Annotated in this window: 19 protein-coding genes, 17 tRNA genes and 1 pseudogene; 31 read left to right on the top strand and 6 right to left on the bottom strand. The window is 69.1% G+C overall.

The genetic code is table 11. The features are described 5' to 3' along the window. Positions 1 to 54 precede the first annotated feature (54 nt). The 3 genes and pseudogenes from K8Z49_RS39775 (at position 55) to K8Z49_RS39785 (ending at position 2,166) form a co-directional block, all read left to right on the top strand. Entirely contained in the window at positions 55 to 684 is a 630-nt protein-coding gene (locus K8Z49_RS39775; RefSeq protein WP_075023460.1) for a hemerythrin domain-containing protein, read from the top strand. 14 nt (positions 685 to 698) lie between these two features. Continuing rightward, positions 699 to 1,253 (top strand): annotated as a pseudogene (locus K8Z49_RS39780) (MFS transporter); the annotation flags it as partial. A 196-nt stretch (positions 1,254 to 1,449) separates the two neighbouring features. Further along, positions 1,450 to 2,166, top strand: a complete 717-nt coding sequence (locus K8Z49_RS39785) for an MFS transporter (protein WP_412516635.1) — start codon at positions 1,450 to 1,452, stop codon at positions 2,164 to 2,166. Here K8Z49_RS39785 and K8Z49_RS39790 read toward each other — a convergent pair. From K8Z49_RS39790 to K8Z49_RS39800, 3 genes are all read right to left on the bottom strand, one after another. Further along, positions 2,159 to 3,424, bottom strand: coding sequence for an MFS transporter (locus K8Z49_RS39790; protein ID WP_024935367.1), 1,266 nt, complete (start codon positions 3,422 to 3,424; stop codon positions 2,159 to 2,161). The two genes, K8Z49_RS39785 and K8Z49_RS39790, sit on opposite strands and share 8 nt — an antisense overlap. After that, positions 3,403 to 4,572 (bottom strand): glycosyltransferase family 4 protein, encoded by a 1,170-nt coding sequence (locus K8Z49_RS39795; protein ID WP_412516636.1) that lies wholly within the window; start codon positions 4,570 to 4,572, stop codon positions 3,403 to 3,405. Before K8Z49_RS39795 ends, K8Z49_RS39790 begins: the two co-directional genes overlap by 22 nt. Before the next feature lie 457 nt (positions 4,573 to 5,029). After that, positions 5,030 to 5,617 carry a GNAT family N-acetyltransferase gene (locus K8Z49_RS39800; RefSeq protein ID WP_200871848.1) on the bottom strand — a complete coding sequence of 196 codons (588 nt, stop codon included), beginning with the start codon at positions 5,615 to 5,617 and terminating at the stop codon, positions 5,030 to 5,032. A gap of 494 nt (positions 5,618 to 6,111) precedes the next feature. Between K8Z49_RS39800 and K8Z49_RS39805 the strand changes: the two genes are divergently transcribed. From K8Z49_RS39805 to K8Z49_RS39905, 21 genes are all read left to right on the top strand, one after another. Continuing rightward, positions 6,112 to 6,183: transfer RNA gene (locus K8Z49_RS39805), tRNA-Trp, on the top strand. A gap of 171 nt (positions 6,184 to 6,354) precedes the next feature. Further along, positions 6,355 to 6,426, top strand: a tRNA-Ala gene (locus tag K8Z49_RS39810). Positions 6,427 to 6,483: 57 nt separating this feature from the next. Beyond that, positions 6,484 to 6,556 (top strand) — tRNA-Pro (locus K8Z49_RS39815). 133 nt (positions 6,557 to 6,689) lie between these two features. Continuing rightward, a tRNA-Leu gene (locus K8Z49_RS39820) sits at positions 6,690 to 6,773 on the top strand. 96 nt (positions 6,774 to 6,869) lie between these two features. Next, a tRNA-Gln gene (locus K8Z49_RS39825) sits at positions 6,870 to 6,942 on the top strand. A gap of 86 nt (positions 6,943 to 7,028) precedes the next feature. Next, positions 7,029 to 7,102, top strand: a tRNA-OTHER gene (locus tag K8Z49_RS39830). Between the two features lie 8 nt (positions 7,103 to 7,110). After that, positions 7,111 to 7,184: transfer RNA gene (locus K8Z49_RS39835), tRNA-Thr, on the top strand. 5 nt (positions 7,185 to 7,189) lie between these two features. Then, a tRNA-Gly gene (locus tag K8Z49_RS39840) sits at positions 7,190 to 7,264 on the top strand. Between the two features lies 1 nt (position 7,265). Continuing rightward, positions 7,266 to 7,340: transfer RNA gene (locus K8Z49_RS39845), tRNA-Leu, on the top strand. A gap of 15 nt (positions 7,341 to 7,355) precedes the next feature. Further along, a tRNA-Ser gene (locus K8Z49_RS39850) sits at positions 7,356 to 7,445 on the top strand. A gap of 1 nt (position 7,446) precedes the next feature. After that, a tRNA-Ser gene (locus K8Z49_RS39855) sits at positions 7,447 to 7,535 on the top strand. A 7-nt stretch (positions 7,536 to 7,542) separates the two neighbouring features. Continuing rightward, a tRNA-Lys gene (locus K8Z49_RS39860) sits at positions 7,543 to 7,616 on the top strand. 1 nt (position 7,617) lies between these two features. Then, positions 7,618 to 7,692 (top strand) — tRNA-Glu (locus K8Z49_RS39865). A 26-nt stretch (positions 7,693 to 7,718) separates the two neighbouring features. Continuing rightward, positions 7,719 to 7,793: transfer RNA gene (locus K8Z49_RS39870), tRNA-Glu, on the top strand. A 35-nt stretch (positions 7,794 to 7,828) separates the two neighbouring features. Beyond that, positions 7,829 to 7,902 (top strand) — tRNA-Met (locus K8Z49_RS39875). A 32-nt stretch (positions 7,903 to 7,934) separates the two neighbouring features. After that, positions 7,935 to 8,008, top strand: a tRNA-Asn gene (locus tag K8Z49_RS39880). A 30-nt stretch (positions 8,009 to 8,038) separates the two neighbouring features. Then, positions 8,039 to 8,111: transfer RNA gene (locus K8Z49_RS39885), tRNA-Arg, on the top strand. A 285-nt stretch (positions 8,112 to 8,396) separates the two neighbouring features. Next, positions 8,397 to 9,248, top strand: coding sequence for an alpha/beta fold hydrolase (locus K8Z49_RS39890; RefSeq protein WP_412516637.1), 852 nt, complete (start codon positions 8,397 to 8,399; stop codon positions 9,246 to 9,248). Between the two features lie 55 nt (positions 9,249 to 9,303). After that, positions 9,304 to 9,570 (top strand): hypothetical protein, encoded by a 267-nt coding sequence (locus tag K8Z49_RS39895; RefSeq protein ID WP_075023463.1) that lies wholly within the window; start codon positions 9,304 to 9,306, stop codon positions 9,568 to 9,570. Positions 9,571 to 9,801: 231 nt separating this feature from the next. Then, positions 9,802 to 11,412 carry a hypothetical protein gene (locus K8Z49_RS39900; protein ID WP_412516638.1) on the top strand — a complete coding sequence of 537 codons (1,611 nt, stop codon included), beginning with the start codon at positions 9,802 to 9,804 and terminating at the stop codon, positions 11,410 to 11,412. A gap of 2 nt (positions 11,413 to 11,414) precedes the next feature. Continuing rightward, on the top strand, positions 11,415 to 11,675 hold the full coding sequence (locus tag K8Z49_RS39905; RefSeq protein WP_152563988.1) for a DUF6406 domain-containing protein: 261 nt from the start codon (positions 11,415 to 11,417) through the stop codon (positions 11,673 to 11,675). Positions 11,676 to 11,914: 239 nt separating this feature from the next. Here K8Z49_RS39905 and K8Z49_RS39910 read toward each other — a convergent pair whose 3' ends face one another. After that, complete coding sequence (locus K8Z49_RS39910; protein WP_412516639.1) at positions 11,915 to 12,112, bottom strand: hypothetical protein; 198 nt, start codon at positions 12,110 to 12,112, stop codon at positions 11,915 to 11,917. 156 nt (positions 12,113 to 12,268) lie between these two features. Here K8Z49_RS39910 and K8Z49_RS39915 point away from each other — a divergent pair, with 156 nt between their 5' ends. The 4 genes from K8Z49_RS39915 to K8Z49_RS39930 all read left to right on the top strand — a co-directional run bounded on the left by K8Z49_RS39915 (position 12,269) and on the right by K8Z49_RS39930 (position 13,704). Continuing rightward, positions 12,269 to 13,108 carry a helix-turn-helix domain-containing protein gene (locus K8Z49_RS39915; RefSeq protein ID WP_412516640.1) on the top strand — a complete coding sequence of 280 codons (840 nt, stop codon included), beginning with the start codon at positions 12,269 to 12,271 and terminating at the stop codon, positions 13,106 to 13,108. After that, entirely contained in the window at positions 13,105 to 13,299 is a 195-nt protein-coding gene (locus K8Z49_RS39920; protein ID WP_412516641.1) for a DUF397 domain-containing protein, read from the top strand. The genes K8Z49_RS39915 and K8Z49_RS39920 overlap by 4 nt, the downstream gene beginning before the upstream one ends. 70 nt (positions 13,300 to 13,369) lie before the next feature. Beyond that, positions 13,370 to 13,498: a DUF397 domain-containing protein gene (locus tag K8Z49_RS39925; protein WP_412516642.1), complete on the top strand. Its 129-nt coding sequence runs from the start codon at positions 13,370 to 13,372 to the stop codon at positions 13,496 to 13,498. Between the two features lie 2 nt (positions 13,499 to 13,500). Beyond that, positions 13,501 to 13,704, top strand: coding sequence for a DUF397 domain-containing protein (locus tag K8Z49_RS39930; protein ID WP_412516643.1), 204 nt, complete (start codon positions 13,501 to 13,503; stop codon positions 13,702 to 13,704). A gap of 32 nt (positions 13,705 to 13,736) precedes the next feature. Here the strand turns inward: K8Z49_RS39930 and K8Z49_RS39935 are convergent, their stop codons facing one another. Beyond that, positions 13,737 to 14,657, bottom strand: coding sequence for a hypothetical protein (locus K8Z49_RS39935; protein ID WP_244938701.1), 921 nt, complete (start codon positions 14,655 to 14,657; stop codon positions 13,737 to 13,739). Positions 14,658 to 14,701: 44 nt separating this feature from the next. Between K8Z49_RS39935 and K8Z49_RS39940 the strand changes: the two genes are divergently transcribed. After that, the gene (locus tag K8Z49_RS39940; protein WP_021595180.1) at positions 14,702 to 15,538 is read left to right on the top strand and encodes a 2,3,4,5-tetrahydropyridine-2,6-dicarboxylate N-succinyltransferase; all 837 of its coding nucleotides are present in this window, start codon (positions 14,702 to 14,704) and stop codon (positions 15,536 to 15,538) included. On the opposite strand, the gene K8Z49_RS39945 is transcribed toward K8Z49_RS39940, so the two are convergent. Continuing rightward, positions 15,528 to 16,205, bottom strand: coding sequence for a 4'-phosphopantetheinyl transferase family protein (locus K8Z49_RS39945; RefSeq protein ID WP_412521262.1), 678 nt, complete (start codon positions 16,203 to 16,205; stop codon positions 15,528 to 15,530). The two genes, K8Z49_RS39940 and K8Z49_RS39945, sit on opposite strands and share 11 nt — an antisense overlap. 29 nt (positions 16,206 to 16,234) lie before the next feature. On the opposite strand from K8Z49_RS39945, the gene dapE reads away from it, so the two are divergent. Both dapE and K8Z49_RS39955 read left to right on the top strand, forming a co-directional pair. Beyond that, entirely contained in the window at positions 16,235 to 17,311 is a 1,077-nt protein-coding gene (gene dapE / locus K8Z49_RS39950) for a succinyl-diaminopimelate desuccinylase (protein WP_412516644.1), read from the top strand. Next, positions 17,308 to 18,108, top strand: a complete 801-nt coding sequence (locus tag K8Z49_RS39955; RefSeq protein ID WP_024935363.1) for a TIGR00730 family Rossman fold protein — start codon at positions 17,308 to 17,310, stop codon at positions 18,106 to 18,108. Before dapE ends, K8Z49_RS39955 begins: the two co-directional genes overlap by 4 nt. The last annotated feature ends 3 nt before the right edge of the window (positions 18,109 to 18,111 follow it).

Consider the following 18,111-nt stretch of genomic DNA (forward strand, 5'->3'; position numbering starts at 1 on the left):
GGCGCTCCGATCCGCTCATTGGTCGCGACACAGCACCGGCACGAAGGAACGGAAATGAGCGAAGAGCGCGACCGCGTCGACGTGACGTTCATGTACGCCGTCCACGACGCGTTCCAGCGCGACCTCGGCCGCCTCGCCGCCATGGCGGACGCCGGGGACGCCGCCGGACCGGCCGTCCAGGCCGGCTGGGACCGGTTCAAGAGGTTTCTGCACATCCACCACACCGCCGAGGACACCCACCTGTGGCCCGTCCTGCGGGCCAAGGCCGCGGACCCGGCCGTCCTGGACCAGATGGAGGCCGAGCACGAGCGCCTCGACGGCCTGCTCGACGCCGTCGACGCGGCCGTCCGGGCGGGGGACGCGGCCCGGCTGGCCGTCCAGGCCGAACGCCTCGCCGACGGGCTCGGCGCGCACTGCGAACACGAGGAGGAACTGGCGCTTCCCCTCGTCCAGGACCTGCTCACCAAGGCCGAATGGGACGCGTTCGGCGGCGAGCAGCGCCGCCGGCTCGGTGTGAGCGGCGCGGCCTCGTTCTTCCCCTGGCTGCTCGACGGCGCTGGAGAGGACACCCGCCGCAAGGTCCTCGGCGTCGTCCCGCCGCCCGTCCGGTTCCTCTACCGCGCGGTGTGGCGCCCCCGCTACCTGCGCACCCCCCGCTGGCAGTCGCCGGCGCGGGCCCACTGAACGGAGACCCACCCATGACGGACTCGCAACCGTCCTTCCTCGCGACCGGGCGCGGCAAGCTGACCCTGACGCTGCTGTGCGCCATCGCGTTCCTGGACTTCATCGACGCCTCGATCGTCAACGTGGCGCTGCCCGCCATCCGCAGCGACCTGGACTTCTCCGTCCAGGACCTGCAATGGGTGCCGTCCGGGTACCTGCTCACCTACGGCGGGTTCATGCTGCTCGGCGGCCGGCTCGCCGATCTGCTCGGCCGCCGCCGCGTCGTGGTGACCGGCACCCTGCTGGTCACGCTCTCCTCGATCGCCGGCGGCCTCGCCACCACGTCCGGGATGCTGATCGGCGCGCGGCTCGCCCAGGGGGCCGGGGCGGCGCTGATGCTGCCGGGCGCCCTGTCGATCCTGACGACCATGTTCAAGGAGGGCGGCGACCGCAACAAGGCGCTCGGCGTCTGGGGCGGGGTGGGCGCCGCCGCCTCCGCCGCGGGCGTGCTGCTCGGCGGTCTCCTCACCGACGGGCCCGGCTGGCGCTGGGTGATGCTGGTGAACGCCCCCGTCTGCGCGCTGGTGATCGCCGGGCTGTTCCTGCTGGTCGAGGGCGACCGGCGCAGCGCCCGCCTGGCGAACTTCGACGTCCTCGGCACGGCGCTGGTCACCGGCGGCATGCTGCTGCTCGTCTTCACCCTGGTCAAGGCGCCGGAGGTCGGCTGGGACGCGGCCCGCACGATCGGCGGCCTGGCCGGCGCCGCCGTCCGTCCTGCTGGCGTTCGTGCTCAACGAGCAGCGCTCCCGCAACCCGCTGCTGCCGCTGTCGATCTTCCGAATCAAGGGCCTCGCGGCGGCGGACGTCACCCAGCTCGTCGCGCTCGCCGGGTTCCTGTCGATGTTCTTCTTCCTCAGCCTCTACATGGTGAACGTCCTCGGCTACTCGCCGCTGGAGACCGGCTCGGCCTACCTCCCGCTCTGCCTCGGCGTCGGCATCGCCGCGGGCGGATCCTCCCAGCTCATCCCGCGCATCGGCACCCGGCCGCTGATGATCGCCGGGCTGCTCATCGCGGCGGCCGGCCTCTACTGGCTGTCGCGCATCCCCGTCGACGGCCACTACCTCCCCGACCTGCTGCCCGGCCTGATGGTCACCTCCTTCGGGCTCGGCTTCACGTTCGTGGCCGTCACCACCGCGGCCAACGCCAACGTCCCGCCGGACAAGGCCGGCCTCGCCGCGGCGCTCCTCAACGCCTCGCAGCAGATCGGCGGCGCGCTCGGCCTGGCGATCTTCTCCGCGCTCGCCACCGCCCGCACCGACGACTTGGTCGCCGGCCGGACGCCGATGCCCGAGGCGCTCACCGCGGGCTTCTCGCGGGCCCTGCTGGCCGGCTCCCTCTTCCTGGTCGGCGCCGCGGTCGTCGCCCTGTGGGCCGCCAACAGCAGGGGAGAGGCGTCCGCCGCGCAGGCGGCGGCGGAGCCCGGCCCCGTACCGGTCAGGTAGGCGACACCCGCGCGGCGTCCGGGGTGCGGATCAGGAACGTCCCCAGCAGGACGATCAGCCCGGACGCCGCCAGCACGAACTGGCCCGGGGCCATGCCGAGCGGGGACGCGCCGGCCTGCCGCAGGAGGTCGGCCGCGCCCCCCGCCAGCAGCGCCGCCAGCGCCAGCCCGAACCGCAGCACGGCGTGGAACGCCGTGAGCGCCAGGTTCCGCTCCACCCCGCCGAGCGACTCCTGGAAGAACGTGATCCCGCCGACCAGGGCGCTCGTCGCCGCGGCACCGAACACCACCGCCCCGACGAACGACCACACGGGCGACCCGAGGCCCCCCATCAGGGCGATCACGATGCCCTGCGCCGCCGTCCCCGCCCGGACCTGCGTCATGAGGTTTCCCGCCTTGCGGTGGATCAGCAGCAGCCCGGCGATGGCGCCCACCCCGAACAGCACCACCAGGGCACCGAAACCGACCGCCCCCGCGCCCAGGACGTTCCGCACGAACACCACGCCCAGCGAGAACAGCGCGCCCAGCCCCAGCGCCACGACCGCGACGCCCGGCAGCACCCCCCGCACCACCGGAAGCCGCAGCGCCGCGAGGAACCCGGCGTGCGGCGCCTCCCGCGCGGTCTCCCGCCGCTCGCGCGGACCCGGCCCGAGATCGGGGATGGACCGGATGGCGGCGTACGACACCAGATACGTGGCGGCGTTCAGCCAGAACACCAGCACGTACCGCCAGTTGCCCTCCCAGCCCGCGGAGTTCGACAGCCACAGCAGCAGCCCGAACGCCCCCGCGCCCACCGGGATCATCCCGTACGACGTCGCCATCGTGATGCCGTTGGCGATCTCCAGCGTGCCGGTGTCGTGCTCCTCCTCGTCGTCCTCGATGAGGAACGGCACCGCCGCGTCCCGGGCCGGCAGGAACACCAGGCCGACCACCTCGATCAGGAACGCCCAGAAGTACACCCACACCAGCCACGGCACGACCGGCAGCGCCAGCGCCATGCCCGTCCTGATCAGGTCCGACCACAGCATCACGCTGCGCCGCCGCCACCGCGTCACCACCCGGGCCGCGACCGGCGCGCCCAGCGCCGACGGGAGCAGCCGCAGAACCAGCACTCCACCGACCGCCGTCGTGGAGCCGCTCAGCTCCAGGACGAAGTACATCAGCGCCAGCGTGCCCATCCAGTCGCCGAACGAGGAGACCGTCTGGCCGATGATGAGCCGCCGGAAGTCGCGCCTGTTCAGCTGCTCCTTGAGTCCCATGCGGGCTCCATCCCCGGGGTGTCGTGCGGCGCGGCGAGGGCGGAGCCGTTCAGCAGGGCGGCGAGCCGGGCCGCGGCGGCGTCCCAGCTCCAGCGCTCGCACGTCCAGCGCCGCCCGGCGGCGCCCATCGCGGCGGCGCGGCGGGGGGACGCGAGCAGCCGGTGCAGGGTGAGCGCCAGCTCGTCCGGGCCGGACGCGTCGAGCAGCACGCCCGTCCGGCCGTCGACCAGGGACTCGGGGCTGCCGCCGGACCGCCCGACCACCACCGGCAGCCCCGCCGCCGACGCCTCCAGCACCGACAGGCCGAGCCCCTCGGTCTGCAACCCGCGCCGGTCGTCACGGCACGGCAGCGCGAACACGTCCGCGGCGGCGTAGTAGCGGGGCAGGTCGGCGGCGGACACGGGCCCGGTCAGCGTGACCGTCCCGGGCGCCTCCCGGTCCGCCAGCTCGGCCAGCCTCCTGCGCATCGGACCGTCCCCGACGATCACCAGCCGCGCGTCCGGGCGCCTGCGGACCACGTCGGCCCACGCCCGGATGAGCACGTCGTGCCCCTTGCGCCGGACGAGCCGGGCGACGCTCAGCACCACCGGCCCCTGCCCGAGGCCGTGCCTCCGGCGGACCGACGACCCGTCCAGGTCAGGCCGGAACCGCAGCGTGTCCACCGCGCCGGCGAGCCGCACCAGCCGCACCCTGTCGCCCACGGCGTCCGCCAGCTCCGGCAGCGTCGTCGCGCTGAGATGCGTGAGAACGTCGAACGACCGCGCCACCCCCCGCAGCGCCGCCCGCGTCGGCGGCGCCCGCAGCCACCCCAGCTCCTGCCCGTGCGCCGACCCGACCAGCCGCCGCACCCCGGCCGCCCGCACCAGCGGCCCGTACAGCCCGAACGGCGCCACCGCCGTGATCCACCCGGCCTCCAGCCGATGCCGGACGACGAGCCCCCGCAGCCCCCGGAACAGCAGGTACCCGTGCCGCCGCACGACGGGAAACCCCAGCCCCGCGTCGAACTCCGCGGCCCCCGGCCACGCGGGCGCCACGACGACGAGCCGGTCGGCGGGCAGCCGCCGCACCAGCTCCCACGTGAACGTCTGCACCCCTCCGGGCTCCGGCGGAAAGTGCCCGCTCACGACCAACGTCCGCGGGATCTCCATGCCGACACGATTTCCCAGCAGAACGCGTCCCAACCAACCCCTTGCCCGCCCCGCGAACCCCCGGCATACGCCATTTACCCGCCCCTGACCGGCACTTTCAGAAAGAGGCCGCCCCATTGGTGACGATCTAGCCGAACGGCCCCTGGAAGTGCCCCGCCGTTCCCCCCACACCCACGGACTGATCAACAAGACGTCCAGTCCGCGAGGATCACGCTGTCATGGACGACGGCCCCCTGACGCCACCGGGCACGTCCGGCCCGCGCCGGGAGACGGGCCAGTTGCCGGGGTCATCTGCGAAAGGCCGAAGCGTGGGCGTGGAGCATCCCACCGGAACCGACACCAGGCCCGCGAAGCCGGACCACCCCAAGCCCCCGGCACAACCCCGGTTCCCCGGCCAACCGTCCCGCACAGAGAGCCGATCCCGCTCCCAAAAACCCGTCCAACAGCAGCCCCAGAACTATCGCTCGGGAGTGGGCCATTCCTCGGCCAGGAGCGCGTACGAGAGACCGTCGAGCCATCCCTTGGCGCGGTGGAGGGAGTCTTTCACCGTGTGCTGTTCGCGGCGCATCCCAACCCGCTCCATCAGCCGCCACGAAGCCTCGTTGTCGTAGAAACACTCCGCGTGCAGGCGGCGCAGGCCAAGACGGCGGAAGGAGACGTCGATGAGGGCGCGTACCGCTTCCGTGGCGTAGCCCTTGCCGCCGTAAGAGGGGTCCAACGTCCACCCGAGCTCTCCTTGGACGCTTTTCGCCTGGTCAGCGACCTCCTCCTGGGCCCAGGCGTCCTGGACCTGCAGCGTCAGGTCGCCGATCACCCGGCCGTCCAGCTCGATGACGAGCAGGTCTGCGAGCCGCTCCTCGCGGAGAAAGCGCTCACGGTAGTCGTCGTACGTCGTCGTGGCGGCCGTGACCCATTCGTGGACCTCCGGCAGTTGCCGGAAGGCCCAGGTCGCGTCCAGGTCGTCCGGGGTAGTCCGGCGCAACAGCAGTCGGTCGGTGGCAATCGGCCAGTCCAGCGAGTCAAAAGGGTGGCGCATGAGCTTCATGCTTACAGGTAGGTGTGGTGACGCACAAAACTGATTACTGCGTGCGACGTCCCCGACAACGACGCGGGCGATCGCCCTACGCGACTCGCCTCAGCCGATCGTGGTGGTGGGCGCGGGGTGTGGACGCTCAGCTTGCCCACCAACGGGCTTCGGGCGGCTTGGAACCGAGTGCCACCTCGGAGGGTCTAACAGGGGCGAGTGGTCCTGGCGAGCCGACGACACAGGCAAGGCTTCGGCGAATGCGCAGGTCACAAGGGTAGGGAAAAAGTCGTTGACGGGTCGGGGCTATGTGCCCTTTCATGTATATAGACGTTGAGAAGAGACCAGGAAGGGATGAAGCAAGGTGATCAGGTTGACCGCCGAACCGAAGCCGTGGAACTGCGCGTTCCCACGGCGTGGCGGTTGCGTCATCTCCGGAGTCGCTTCTGGATAGGGACATTCAAGGTTCCTTCAGAGGCCGCCCCGGGAGACGTTCCCGGGGCGGCCTCTTGCATGTGGGTGAGCCAATGGTTAGGCGGCCGGTCTCCAAAACCGGCGGGATGCAGGTTCGAGTCCTGCCACCCATGCGACCCCCGCTTACGAGCGGTGGACTTGTAGCGAACTCGTTCGCATTGATAACTCCACAGTGGAGAACGCAAAGCTGGGAACACTTCCGTTCCCAGTTCGATGTCGGCTGCACCTCGGGGTGCCGCCGACGTTGAGAAACCTTGCGCCTCTCGCCTTGCGAGAGGCGCCATGGGCCGGTAGTGACAATGGGATCACGCCTGTTTTGCACACAGGAATTCCGGGTTCGAATCCCGGTTGGTCCACGTCAGGGGATCGCGTTGGGTCGGGTGGACCCGGGCTCGGCGCAGCGAGACCTGCAACGGGATGAAGGGGATGAGGTGCCCCGCCTGCCTTGGGAGCAGGAGACACGCGGTTCGAGTCCGTGCGTCCCGACGGAGCAGCCACGAGGAGGCGGATGGTCACTGGCCGGCCGGCACGGTCCTTTAGCTCATGTAGTAGAGCACCGGAGTGAAGAGCACCCGGCTCTTAACCGGGATGGTGTTGGTTCGAGCCCTACCGGAGGCGCGCGGGAGTGGCGAAATGGCGAGACGCACCGGGCTCAAACCCCGGCGAGCAGCAGCTCATGCAGGTTCGACTCCTGTCTCCCGTACTTGGCTACCAGGGGGAGCCCGGCTGGTATTCCATGAGCCAGGCCAGGTTCCCCATCGGGCCGGACGTTTGTCGGTGCCGAACTGGCCCATCGCGATGCCGGATCGTCTAATTGGTAGGACACCCGCCTCTGGAGCGGGCAGTTGCAGGTTCGAATCCTGCTCCGGCAGCTCAGCACCATGCCGCCGTGCACGGCTTGCGGCCCCGCCTTCGTACGGCGGGCGGTCCGGTTCGACACCGGGGGGCGGCTCCACGGTCCGGGAAGCCGCGACGGAGTCGGCAGCGTGACTTTGGATCACGTGTTCGCAGGTTCGAGTCCTGCTCCCGGAGCGCGTCAGGCCCTCGACGTCCCCGAGGTGGGGGCACCTCCTTGGTATGGAGGAGACGGCGGGTTCGACTCCCGCCGGGGGCTCGCATGTGGGTGAAGTGTTGTCGGTGGCACCCCGGCTTGCCATGCCGGGAGGGCGGGTTCGATTCCCGTCACCCACTCCAAGCCGTCCTAGCCCAATCTGGTAGAGGCGCCTGGGTCAGGTCCAGGAGGTTCAGGGTTCGAATCCCTGGGACGGTACGCAGCACCATTCAGGGAAAGCGTCCGGTTGGTCGAGGAGCGCCGTTGGAAGCGGCGTACGCGGTGACACGTCGCGGCGGGGTTCGAATCCCCGGCTTTCCGCCAAGGAGGAGCAAGCCGATCGGTGACGGCGCTCGTCTCGAAAACGAGTGAGCGGTGAAGGCCGCCTTATGGGTTCGACTCCCCTCTCCTCCGCGTTCTCGCCGCTCGCGCCTGTTGGGACGGGGCACCGGTCTCTTACGCCGGGGTGAAGGGGTTCGAATCCTCTGGGCGGCACGGCCCGTTGGTCTAGCCAGGTAAGGACGTCCGGTTCTCAGCCGGAAGGACGTCGGTTCGAATCCGACACGGGCTACAAGAAAGCGTGCGTCGATCGCCGATGGCCCCGTCGACCATGGGTTAGGTTGCGAGGTTTTCACCCTCGCGGAGCGGGTTCGAGTCCCGCCGGGGCTACCAGCCGCGCCCGTCGCGAGACGGGACGGGCGCGCGGTGCGGAGTGGACTGGAGGTGGTTCCAGCCGGGCCTCATAAGCCCTGCGACGCGGGTTCGACTCCCGCCTCCGCTACTGAACTCGCCGACCCGGCGGGTCATCGCCGATCCGGTGTCGCCCAGTCCGGCAGGGCAGCGGGCTGTTAACCCGTCAGGCGCAGGTTCGAATCCTGCCACCGGAGCCGCACTCACCTGGATCCGCTATTGCGCACACCCTCTTAGCTCAGGGGACAGAGCGCCCGGCTCCGGACCGGGAGGCCGCAGGTTCGATTCCTGCAGGGGGTACGTGGCATCGATCGTGATGTCGGCCTGAGTCCGAAAACGTTCTCCACTGTGGAGTCTGCACGTGCATGCCGAGTCGTCTTGGCATGATGTCGGCCCAGGCCGCCTGCATCCGTGTGGCGTTGGCCCCCAGCCGCAGCAGCGCTCGGACGGCCGCCTTGCACCGCGCCAGGACACGACCTCGGGCTTGGCGCCATTATGGAAGACCACTGGCACCAGCGGGCACTCTAGAAATTGTCCGAATCATTGCCCTCCGCTGATCCTGCTGGTGTGGATTGGGGGGTCGAGATGACAGCAGCAGCGGCGCCTTCGCGGAGTGGTCATCTGCCGATCAATGGGTTGAGCCTCTACTACGAGGTGTATGGCGACCTCGGGGAGGCGGGAAGTACTCCGTTGCTGCTCATTCCGGGCTCGTTCATGGCCACCGACCCGATGAGCCCGTGGGTGTCTGCCTTCGTGGGCGAGCGTGTTGTGATCGTCTTCGATCAGCAAGGGCACGGGCGCACTCCGGATACTTCCCGCAGGATGTCCTACGAGCAGTTCGGTGACGATGCCGCTGCGCTGCTCCGCGCGTTGAACGTGGAGCGCGCGGACGTGATGGGCTACTCGCAAGGCGGCGGGGTCGCGCTACAGCTCGCACTTCGTCACCCGTCGCTCGTCAATAAGCTGGTCTCGCTGTCCGCCGCCTACCGTCAGGACGGCTGGTACCCGTCGGTGATGGAGGCCATCGCGGATCTCGATGCCACGGCGTTCGCCGGTACGCCCGTCGAGGAGGCGTTCATGCGACACACGCCGGACCCTGCGGCGTTCGATGCCTATGTGGAGAAGATGAAGGTCCTGGGCATCGAAGACCAGAACATCAGCGACGCCGAGATGCGTTCGATATCCGCGAAGGCGCTGGTCGTCGTTGGTGACGCGGATGCCGTGAAGCCGGAGCACGCTCTGGCGATGTTCAAGCTGCTCGGCGGCGGAGACGAGGAGGCCGCAGCGTCGGGGACGTTGCAGGATGCTCCGGCCGCGCGATTGGTGATTCTGCCGGCGACATCGCACATCGGCGTCTTCGGGCAGTCGGCGGTACTGGCGCCGATGGTGACCGCGTTCCTCGACGACGTGACTCCGCCGACCCCGTCCCTCTTCTGAGGTCGAGTGCGGTGAGTCGCTCATGCGATGACCCCGTCCTGGATACGGTGCGTCCGTGAGTGGCGGTGACCAGCCGGACCTGGATGAGATCGAGGCTTGGCTCGCCGCCGTGGCCGGTGGGCGGGTGAGCCGCGGTGCGGCTGACTTGTGGGCCGGGCGCTGGCTCCTCGATGACGAACTCGAATGGGACGAACTGTCCCGCTGGGCGCTTGATCTCCTCTGCGGAATTGATCTGAGGGCGGGGCCCGGAGGGCCTTACCTGCATGACGACGAGCAGGTGCGGGGGTGGCTCGAAGGGTTGAGGCGGCGCCGCGTCGGGTGACACACCGCGACTGTCCTGTCCTTGCCCGCCCGTTGCCGCCAGGTTGTCCGCCTATGGCAGAGCGGGTGCGGGTGCGAGATCGAAACGTGCAATTTCCAAGCTTTCACGCTTTCATGGACGGCGATGTGGCCGGATGCCCGCCCCGCGCTTCACCGGGCACTGCCGGTTCGTGAGAACGAGGCGAGGCCGGCCGTCGCCGGGGATCAACTGCGGAAGGGGCGAAGCGTAGGCATGGACCGTCCCACCGGGACCGACACCAAGGTTGAGAACGCCGACCAGCCCGAACCGCCTGGCAAGCCGCCCGCGCCTCCGCCTGATAAACCCGGGTCGCCCGGTCAGCCGTCCCGCCTGGAGAGCCTCGCTCGTGCCCGCCAACCCGTCCAGCAAGAGGACGGGACGCAAAAGACCGAGGACAATGACAGCAGCGCCGGGCCCGCCGGTGAACGTCGCTGCAAACCGGCACAGGCCGGGAGTGGCGAGGTGAAGACGGACGGTTCAGGTGAGCCAGGGCCCGCGTCCGAGGGTGAGAAGCAAGACGCCGTCAAATCGCTGACAAACGAAGGTGAGCGCGGCGCCGGAAAAAAACCCGATGCGGGCGGCGAGGACGCATCAGATGAGCAGCCGTCCACGTCACGGGCCGACACCCCTGGCTCTCCCAGCAGGGAGTCGCGGTTGGAGAGCCTTGCCCGAGCCCGGGAGCCCGCCCGACAAGAAGGCGGGTCGCAGGAGCCTGATGAGGTCATGGCGCCTGCTGAGGGCGGCGGCATCGCCGCCGACACTTCGGACGACTTTGACAGGAGGATCTCGGGCGATGGACCTGCCGACGACGACGGGCGCATGGCCGAGTCCGACGAAGTCGCTCTCGAACGCGGTATATCGGATCGGCTGAAGCAGATCGCCGCCAAGTTGGAATTGAGTGATAAACACAAAGAGTTGGCAGGTACGGTCGACCGGCCAGACTTTCAGGATCCCAAGGGGGATCCACTTCTGACTCCCGATCGTTACGGCGCGCCGCTGGAGCGTGCCGATGGTACTCGCACACCGCTCTTCAAGGGAGAGCCCACGCGTGAACAGACGCAGCAGGGGACGCTCGGTGACTGCGGCATCATTTCCACGTTGGGAGCCGTCGCCGGACACAGTCCCGAGGCGATCCGCGACCGCGTTCGGGAAACCGACGACGGCAACTATGAGGTGAGCTTGCACGAGGCGAAGTACTCGCCTTCGAAGCAGTGCTATGTGCCGACCGGACGCCCGATCACATTGACGGTCACCCCTGAACTCCCGATCAAAGATCAGGAACCCGATACGCCTTCTTTCGCCAGGACGACTTCGGCAGGTGTGGCTTGGGCGCCGGTGCTGGAGAAGGCGATCGCGGGGGCGGACCAGACCTGGAGCGCCCGGCGCCAGGCACGGGCGACCGAACTCTGGAACGTCCAGGGTCATCCCGGGGATGCGCCGACAGGCTATGTGCGACTGAATCAGGGCACTAACCCTGGCGAGCGCGCCGAACTGCTCACGCAACTTACTGGACGTCCCGCCAAGACGGTACGATTCCCTAGCGGATACGACAACCAAGGCCGTAGCGCGGACCGTCGGCTCCGGGATGAGATCGCGGGGCAACTCTCCCAGAACAAGCCGATACTGGTCGGAAGCCGAGAGTTGCTTAAAGGTGAATCAGCGCTTCCCGCAAAGCTCGTTGCGAACCATGCCTACGAGGTGACCAGGATCGACGATCAAGGGCGGCTGCACCTGCGTAATCCTTGGAACGAGAGGCATCCTGCGCCGTTGACTCTCCAGGAGTTCAAGACTGCAATACGGCCTCGCTACACCACACTGGAGTAACTGTGGCACTAGAAGAGATTGGTGTACAGCAGGGAACCCTGGCTGAACTTGACTCGGACATGAAGATAGGCTTGGTTTATGCACGCGAAGCACGTGATGACGTACCTCCAGAGATCGTCCTTTTCATCAAGGACGACGGCGAACGTGACGTGACCCTGCACCCAGGGGATACGTTCCCCATCGGCGAGCAGACATGGCGATTCGACCGTGTCGTGAAAGCTGGAGGGAATAGGCTGGGGGCCGTGTTCGCGCGGGTCGAATAGGGCACCCAGTGCATTGAGCCTCTTGTGTCACGCCCCGGTCCTCTGTCGCCTTGATGGCGTGCGGTCGCGTACCCCCGCCGTTGTGGCCAGGGACGTGAGTCTCTGGGCGAGGAGTTCCGGGGACGGGGCTTCGATCAGGCGGTCCGGGCGGCCGGGGACGTAGGCCCACCAGGACCGGGTGTAGAGCCCGTACCAGACTTTCAAGCCGGGGATCCAGCACTTCAGGCCAGCAGCCGGGTTCATCGGGGCAGTACCCCGCCGTTCGGCTGGACGGCCAGCGCCGCGCGCAGCTCGTCCTCGGAGTCCGCGATGACGGTCGGGGGCAGTGCCGACCCCGGGTCGCGCCGGACGGCGCCCCAGTATGTGCCCTGGCGGGACACCCATGCCATCCACGCGGGGAAGTCCTGTTCGATCCCGGCCGTTCTCGCGTTCTTCATCGATTGACCTGCCTCTTCGCGGCCGAGCGCTGTCGGCTTTCTTCTTGTTTCACGGGACAGAGTGCAGGCGATTGATTACTGTCGGCTACGAAGCTGCGTTAACTAGATGTCCACCCCCGACGTCCCCCCGTCAACCGAGTGCCGGAGGCCACCGCCATGGCCAGCGATCAGCGCGACCCCGACGCCCTGCGCGTCCACTTCGGTGAGGAGCTACGCCGGTTGCGACAGCGCGCGAAGCTGTCCCAGAACCAGCTCGCAGCCGCCCTCGGCTGCACCCCGCAGTGGATATGCCAGCTGGAGAAAGCCGACAAGACTGTCTCTGAGCAGACCGCTCTCGACCTGGACACTTACTTCAAGACGGACGGTTGGGAGCACGAGGAGGGACACTTCCTCCGCATCTACACCACGATCCGCCGCGCCGGCCGCCACCGCGTCCTACGCCCCGGTTTCAAGGCTTACCTTGAGCACGAAACCAAGGCCATCGGCGTGCGGTGCTTCGCGGCTCAGATCGTGCCGGGCCTTCTCCAAACGGAGGCGTATGCCCGCGCCATCATGGACCCGAGCGACCCAAAGGAGGCGCTGGACGCCCGCATCGAAAGTCGCTTGGAACGACAGATCCTTCTCACCCGAGAGAAACCCGCGATGGCCACGTTCATCCTGGACGAGTCGGTCCTTCGACGACCGGTTGGTGGATGCGACGTGATGGTCGAGCAGATTGACCACCTCATCAGCGTGGCAGGGGCGCTACACGTTCAACTGCTGGTCATGCCCTTCGAGCGGATCACGCCTGAAGCGTTGTCCGGTGGCCTGATCCTGCTGACCTTCGGGAAGGAGCCAGATTTGCTCTACATCGAGTCTGGCAACATCGGCCAGCTGATCGGTGACACAGATGATCTCTTCATGGCTGGCGTATATTTCAACAGGATGATGGGGGAAGCCCTCAATCAGGCAGAATCCGTAGAGTTCATGCGTCGAGCTAGGGAGGCTTATCTATGAGCACGACAGGCCCAGTGGTTCTGCGGTGGCGCAAGAGCAGCTACAGCAACGGCATGGGTGGCGAGTGCGTTGAGGTTGCCGCAACCCCGGAAGGGCTGCTGGTCCGTGACTCTAAGGACCCTGACGGGCCACGCCTGGAGCTGAACCGGGCGGCGGCATGTGAGCTGATGATCCGCTTGCGCGAAGAGTGATTGTGAGTCGCCCGGGTCTGGCTGCTTTTGGGTGGCGTAAGAGCAGCTACAGCAACGGTGTGGGTGGCGAGTGTGTGTCGAGATAGCTGCCCTGCACGCGCAGATCTTTGTCCGAGACTCCAAGGACCCGGGTGGTCCTCAGCTTGAGCTCACCCCAGGGGCGGCGCGTGACCTGGTGAGGCGACTGCGAGGGGGGTAGCTGTGGGTCGGCCGGACCTGGAGTGTCTCTGTTGGCGTAAGAGCAGCTACAGCGATGGGACGGGTGGCGAGTGTGTGGAGCTTGCTGCCGTGCCTGGACACGTCCTGTTCCGGGACTCCAAGGATCCGGACGGTCCGGTCATCTGTCTTGACCTCGCGGCGGCTCGTGGCTTGGTGAGGCGCGTGCGTCAGGCGTCCCAGAGGTAGCCCTCTGGTGGACGGGTTCTCGCGGCGCGGGGTCACTTGATGATGACGTTGTCTTTGGGGGCGTCTTTGTCTTCGGTCCAGCCGTCGTGGCCGGCCTTGGACTGCCAGTGCTTGCCGGCGTAGCGGACTTCGGTTAGGCCGTAGGGCTGGGCGTGGGTGACGGCCCAGGTGGCGACGGCCCAGCCCACGCGGGGGTTCGTCACTTTGACGGCGTTCCAGGAGTCCGGGCGGGACGGGGCGTTCGCGGTGAGGGGGCCGGGGCCGGCGACGCGCAGGCGGCTGCCGAAGGCGCGGCGCATCTCGCGGAGGGCTTCCGGGCGGCGGGACGCGGTCTTCTTGTCGGGCGGGTACCAGCAGCGGGCCGTGGCGGGCTCGCGGCCGGTGAAGGCCGTCGCGAGGAGCTTGCCGTCCGGTTCGTGCTGCGCGTAGGCGTCGCCGTCGGCGCTGCGCTGGACGAGCTGGGCCGCGTCGTGCAGGTCGCGGTCGAGGTAGCCCTTCACCTTGACGAGCGCGTCGAAGAACTTGCTGGTCGACTGGACGGGGTCGCGGAGCTTGTCGGGGGTGCCCCAGCCCTGGGACGGGCGCTGCTGGAACATGCCCACCGAGTCGCGGTCGCCGCCCGGCAGGTTGCGGATGTGCGACTCCTGGATCGCGGTCGCGTAGGCGATCACCGCGGCCCGTTCGGGGAGCTGCTTGCGGAACGCGACGGCGGCGATCGTCGCGGCGTTCGCGCCCTGTTCGATGTCGAGGGGCATCTTGCCCTGGCTCGTCCGCACCTCGCAGCCCGAGCCGTGCAAGTAGGGGCGCGCGCGGTCGAACGCGATGTAGGTGCCGACGCCCAGGACCAGCAGGACGGTGACGACCGCGCCCACCGCCCACCACCGGCCGCGGTGGCGCTCGCCACCGTCCGTCCCCTCCTCGGGACGCGACCTCAACCTCGACCAAACAGCCACGCGAAGAAGGTACCGGGAGAACGGCCCCACTAAGCTCAGGACACATGACCGAAACGTTCACCAGCCCGATCTCCGGCGACATCGACGAGCTGTGGGAGCGGCGCGCCGACCTGACGCCGGACGACGCCGGGGCGCGCGCGGCCATCGTGGCCGCCGTCGACCAGCTCGACTCCGGCGAGGCCCGCGTCGCCCGCATCGACCCCGCGACCGACGAGGTGCTCGTCGACGAGCGGGCCAAGCGGGCGATCCTGCTGAGCTTCAAGGTCCTCGGCATGGCGCGGTCCCAGGTGGGCGACTTCCGGTACCACGACCGCATCCCGCTGAAGACGCGGCTGGACGGCGTCCGCGTCGTCCCCGGCGCCATCGCCCGCTGGGGGGCCTTCCTGGCGCCCGGCGTGGTGCTGATGCCGTCGTTCACCAACATCGGCGCCTACGTCGACTCCGGGACGATGGTCGACACGTGGGCGACCGTCGGGTCGTGCGCGCAGGTCGGCAAGAACGTCCACCTGTCCGGCGGGGTCGGCATCGGCGGGGTGCTGGAGCCGCCGAACGCCAAGCCGGTGGTCATCGAGGACGAGGCGATGATCGGCAGCCGCTCGATGATCGTCGAGGGGGCCCGGGTCGGGCGCGGCGCGGTCGTCGGGTCGGGCACGAACCTGTCGGCGTCCATGCCGGTCATCGACGTGGAGACGGGCGAGGAGATCAGCCGCGGCCGCATCCCCGACTGGTGCGTCGCCGTCGGCGGCACCCGCTACAAGGAGTTCAAGGGCGGCACGTTCGGCCTGCCCGCGGTGCTGATCCTCAAGCGCCTGGAGGAGGGGCAGCGCCACGACAAGGCGTCCCTGAACGACATCCTGCGCGACCACGGCATCAATACGTGACCTCGGTGACCTTCAGGGGCCGGTCGGTGAGGACGGCCGCCGCGGCGGCGTAGCCGGGGCCCGGGGTGAGGTCGGTGAGACGGACGGGGGAGACCGCCGCCTCGCCGTCCCAAGCGACGACCGCGGCGGGCTCGTCGGGCGCCGAGACGTGGATGGACGTCATCGGGGCGGCCAGGCCGTGGCCCGTCGCCTTCAGCAGGGCCTCCTTGCGGCTCCAGTAGGTGTGGAAGCCGCGCCTGCGGTCGGCCATCGCGGTGAGGGCGTCGCGCTCGGCGGCGGTCAGGACCATCTCGGCGAGCCGGTCGATGTCGCGGTTGCTCTCGCGTTCCACGTCCACGCCGACCTCGGCGCCCTCGGCGAGGACGAGGACGACGCGGTCGCCGGAGTGGGAGAGGGAGAAGTCCAGGTCGCTGCCCGGCAGGCGGGGCTTGCCGTGCGTGCCGCCGCAGTGCGGGCAGCCGGTGGTGAAGCGGATGCTCTCCGGGGCCAGGCCGGCCGCCTCGGCGAGGACGGTGCGGGCCAGATGGCGGCCGGTGACGAAGCGGGCCTTGTCCTCGGCGCGCAGGAAGCGGTCGTAGCGGACGCGCTCCCCGTCGTCGAGGAGGGCGCGCATCTCGGGGTCGTCGACGGGACGCGCCCAGTGGACGGCGCATTCCAGCACAGGCATATCCACGATCGTGATGATAGGACTTGAGCATGGGGCTCGATCTGTTCGCGGACGTTGCGGACCTCACGGCGGCGATCGTCGACATCGAGTCGGTGAGCGGTGCCGAGGGGCCCCTCGCCGACGCGGTCGAGGAGGCGCTGCGGGCGCTCCCGCACCTCAGTGTGGAGCGCGACCGCAACAACGTCGTCGCGCGCACCGATCTCGGACGTGCCGAGCGGGTCGTGCTGGCCGGGCATCTCGACACCGTCCCGCTGAACGGCAACCTTCCGTCCCGGGTGGAGGGCGACCGGCTCTACGGCTGCGGCACCACGGACATGAAGAGCGGCGTCGCGGTCGCGCTGCGGCTCGCGGCCACGGTCACCGAGCCGACGCGGGACGTCACGTTCGTCTTCTACGAGTGCGAGGAGGTCGAGGCCGAGCTCAACGGGCTCCGCACGCTCGCGGAGGCGCGTCCCGAGCTGCTCGCGGGCGACTTCGCCGTGCTGATGGAGCCGACGGGCGCGCTGATCGAGGGCGGCTGCCAGGGCACGATGCGGGTCGAGGTGACCGCGCGGGGGGAGCGGGCGCACAGCGCGCGGGCCTGGATGGGCTCCAACGCCATCCACACCGCCGGGCGCATCCTGGACGTGCTCCGCGCCTACGAGCCGACCCGTCCGGTTGTGGACGGCCTCGAATACCACGAGGGCCTGAACGCGGTGCGCATCTCGGGCGGCGTCGCCGGGAACGTCATCCCGGACGAGTGCGTCGTCGAGGTGAACTACCGGTTCGCGCCCGACAAGTCGCCGGCCGACGCGGAGGCGTACCTTCGGGAAATCTTCGCCGGCTTCGAGGTGACCGTCACCGACAGCTCGCCCGGGGCCAGGCCGGGGCTGACGCACCCGGCCGCGGCGGCGTTCGTCTCCGCCAGCGGGGCCGAGGTCCGCGCGAAGCTCGGCTGGACGGACGTGGCCCGCTTCTCCGAGCTCGGTGTCCCGGCCGTCAACTACGGCCCCGGCGAACCCACCCTCGCCCACACCAAGGACGAGTTCGTCGAGATCCCCCTCATCGCCGAGTGCGAGCAACGTATGCGCACGTGGCTGGAGGGCCCCACTAACGTGGGCTCATGACTTTGAATCCTGATTCCCCCTCGCGCCGGCAGGGCCCGGCCATGCTGCGGGGACGGGCCGTTCCGGCGACGACGACCGACCAGCGTCTCCTCGACAGCCGCGGCCCGGCCGACTGGGTGCACGCCGACCCGTGGCGGGTGCTGCGGATCCAGGCGGAGTTCGTCGAGGGCTTCGGGCTCCTCGCCGAGCTGCCGAAGGCCGTCAGCGTCTTCGGCAGCGCCCGCACCAAGCCCGACTCGCCGGAGTACGGGCTCGCCGTCGACATCGGCGCCCGGCTGCACGACGCCGGCTACGCAGTGATCACCGGCGGCGGTCCGGGGATCATGGAGGCGGCGAACAGGGGCTGCGACGAGCGCGGCGGGCTGTCGGTCGGCCTCGGCATCGAGCTGCCGTTCGAGCAGAAGCTCAACGACCACCTCGACATCGGGCTGGAGTTCCGCTACTTCTTCGTCCGCAAGACGATGTTCGTGAAGTACTCGCAGGCGTTCGTGGTGCTGCCGGGCGGCTTCGGGACGCTGGACGAGCTGTTCGAGGCGATCACCCTCGTCCAGACCGGGAAGATCACCCGCTTCCCGATCGTGCTGGTCGGCACCGAGTTCTGGGGCGGGCTGCTCGACTGGGTGAAGAAGACCATGCTGACCAGCGGCAAGATCTCGCCGCGGGACATCGACCTGATCCACCTCACCGACGACCCGGACGAGGTCGTCCAGATCATCCGCGAGGGCCACACCCGGGCCGAGCAGGAGATCATCGAGGCCCGCGCCCAGGCGGAGGCCGCGGAGAGCGCCGGCGAGTGAGGG

It is taken from the genome of Actinomadura madurae (assembly GCF_047130825.1).
In the GTDB taxonomy this organism is placed as follows: domain Bacteria; phylum Actinomycetota; class Actinomycetes; order Streptosporangiales; family Streptosporangiaceae; genus Spirillospora; species Spirillospora madurae.

What these genes read in the sequence shown, in the direction of transcription:
- K8Z49_RS39890 (WP_412516637.1), top strand. Translation starts at nt 8,397, where the DNA reads ATGACAGCAGCAGCGGCGCCTTCGCGGAGTGGTCATCTGCCGATCAAT.
- K8Z49_RS39790 (WP_024935367.1), bottom strand. Translation starts at nt 3,424, where the DNA reads ATGGGACTCAAGGAGCAGCTGAACAGGCGCGACTTCCGGCGGCTCATC.
- K8Z49_RS39920 (WP_412516641.1), top strand. Translation starts at nt 13,105, where the DNA reads ATGAGCACGACAGGCCCAGTGGTTCTGCGGTGGCGCAAGAGCAGCTAC.
- K8Z49_RS39775 (WP_075023460.1), top strand. Translation starts at nt 55, where the DNA reads ATGAGCGAAGAGCGCGACCGCGTCGACGTGACGTTCATGTACGCCGTC.
- K8Z49_RS39795 (WP_412516636.1), bottom strand. Translation starts at nt 4,572, where the DNA reads ATGGAGATCCCGCGGACGTTGGTCGTGAGCGGGCACTTTCCGCCGGAG.
- K8Z49_RS39915 (WP_412516640.1), top strand. Translation starts at nt 12,269, where the DNA reads ATGGCCAGCGATCAGCGCGACCCCGACGCCCTGCGCGTCCACTTCGGT.
- K8Z49_RS39945 (WP_412521262.1), bottom strand. Translation starts at nt 16,205, where the DNA reads ATGCCTGTGCTGGAATGCGCCGTCCACTGGGCGCGTCCCGTCGACGAC.
- dapE (WP_412516644.1), top strand. Translation starts at nt 16,235, where the DNA reads ATGGGGCTCGATCTGTTCGCGGACGTTGCGGACCTCACGGCGGCGATC.
- K8Z49_RS39800 (WP_200871848.1), bottom strand. Translation starts at nt 5,617, where the DNA reads ATGAAGCTCATGCGCCACCCTTTTGACTCGCTGGACTGGCCGATTGCC.
- K8Z49_RS39910 (WP_412516639.1), bottom strand. Translation starts at nt 12,112, where the DNA reads ATGAAGAACGCGAGAACGGCCGGGATCGAACAGGACTTCCCCGCGTGG.
- K8Z49_RS39940 (WP_021595180.1), top strand. Translation starts at nt 14,702, where the DNA reads ATGACCGAAACGTTCACCAGCCCGATCTCCGGCGACATCGACGAGCTG.
- K8Z49_RS39900 (WP_412516638.1), top strand. Translation starts at nt 9,802, where the DNA reads ATGGACCGTCCCACCGGGACCGACACCAAGGTTGAGAACGCCGACCAG.
- K8Z49_RS39955 (WP_024935363.1), top strand. Translation starts at nt 17,308, where the DNA reads ATGACTTTGAATCCTGATTCCCCCTCGCGCCGGCAGGGCCCGGCCATG.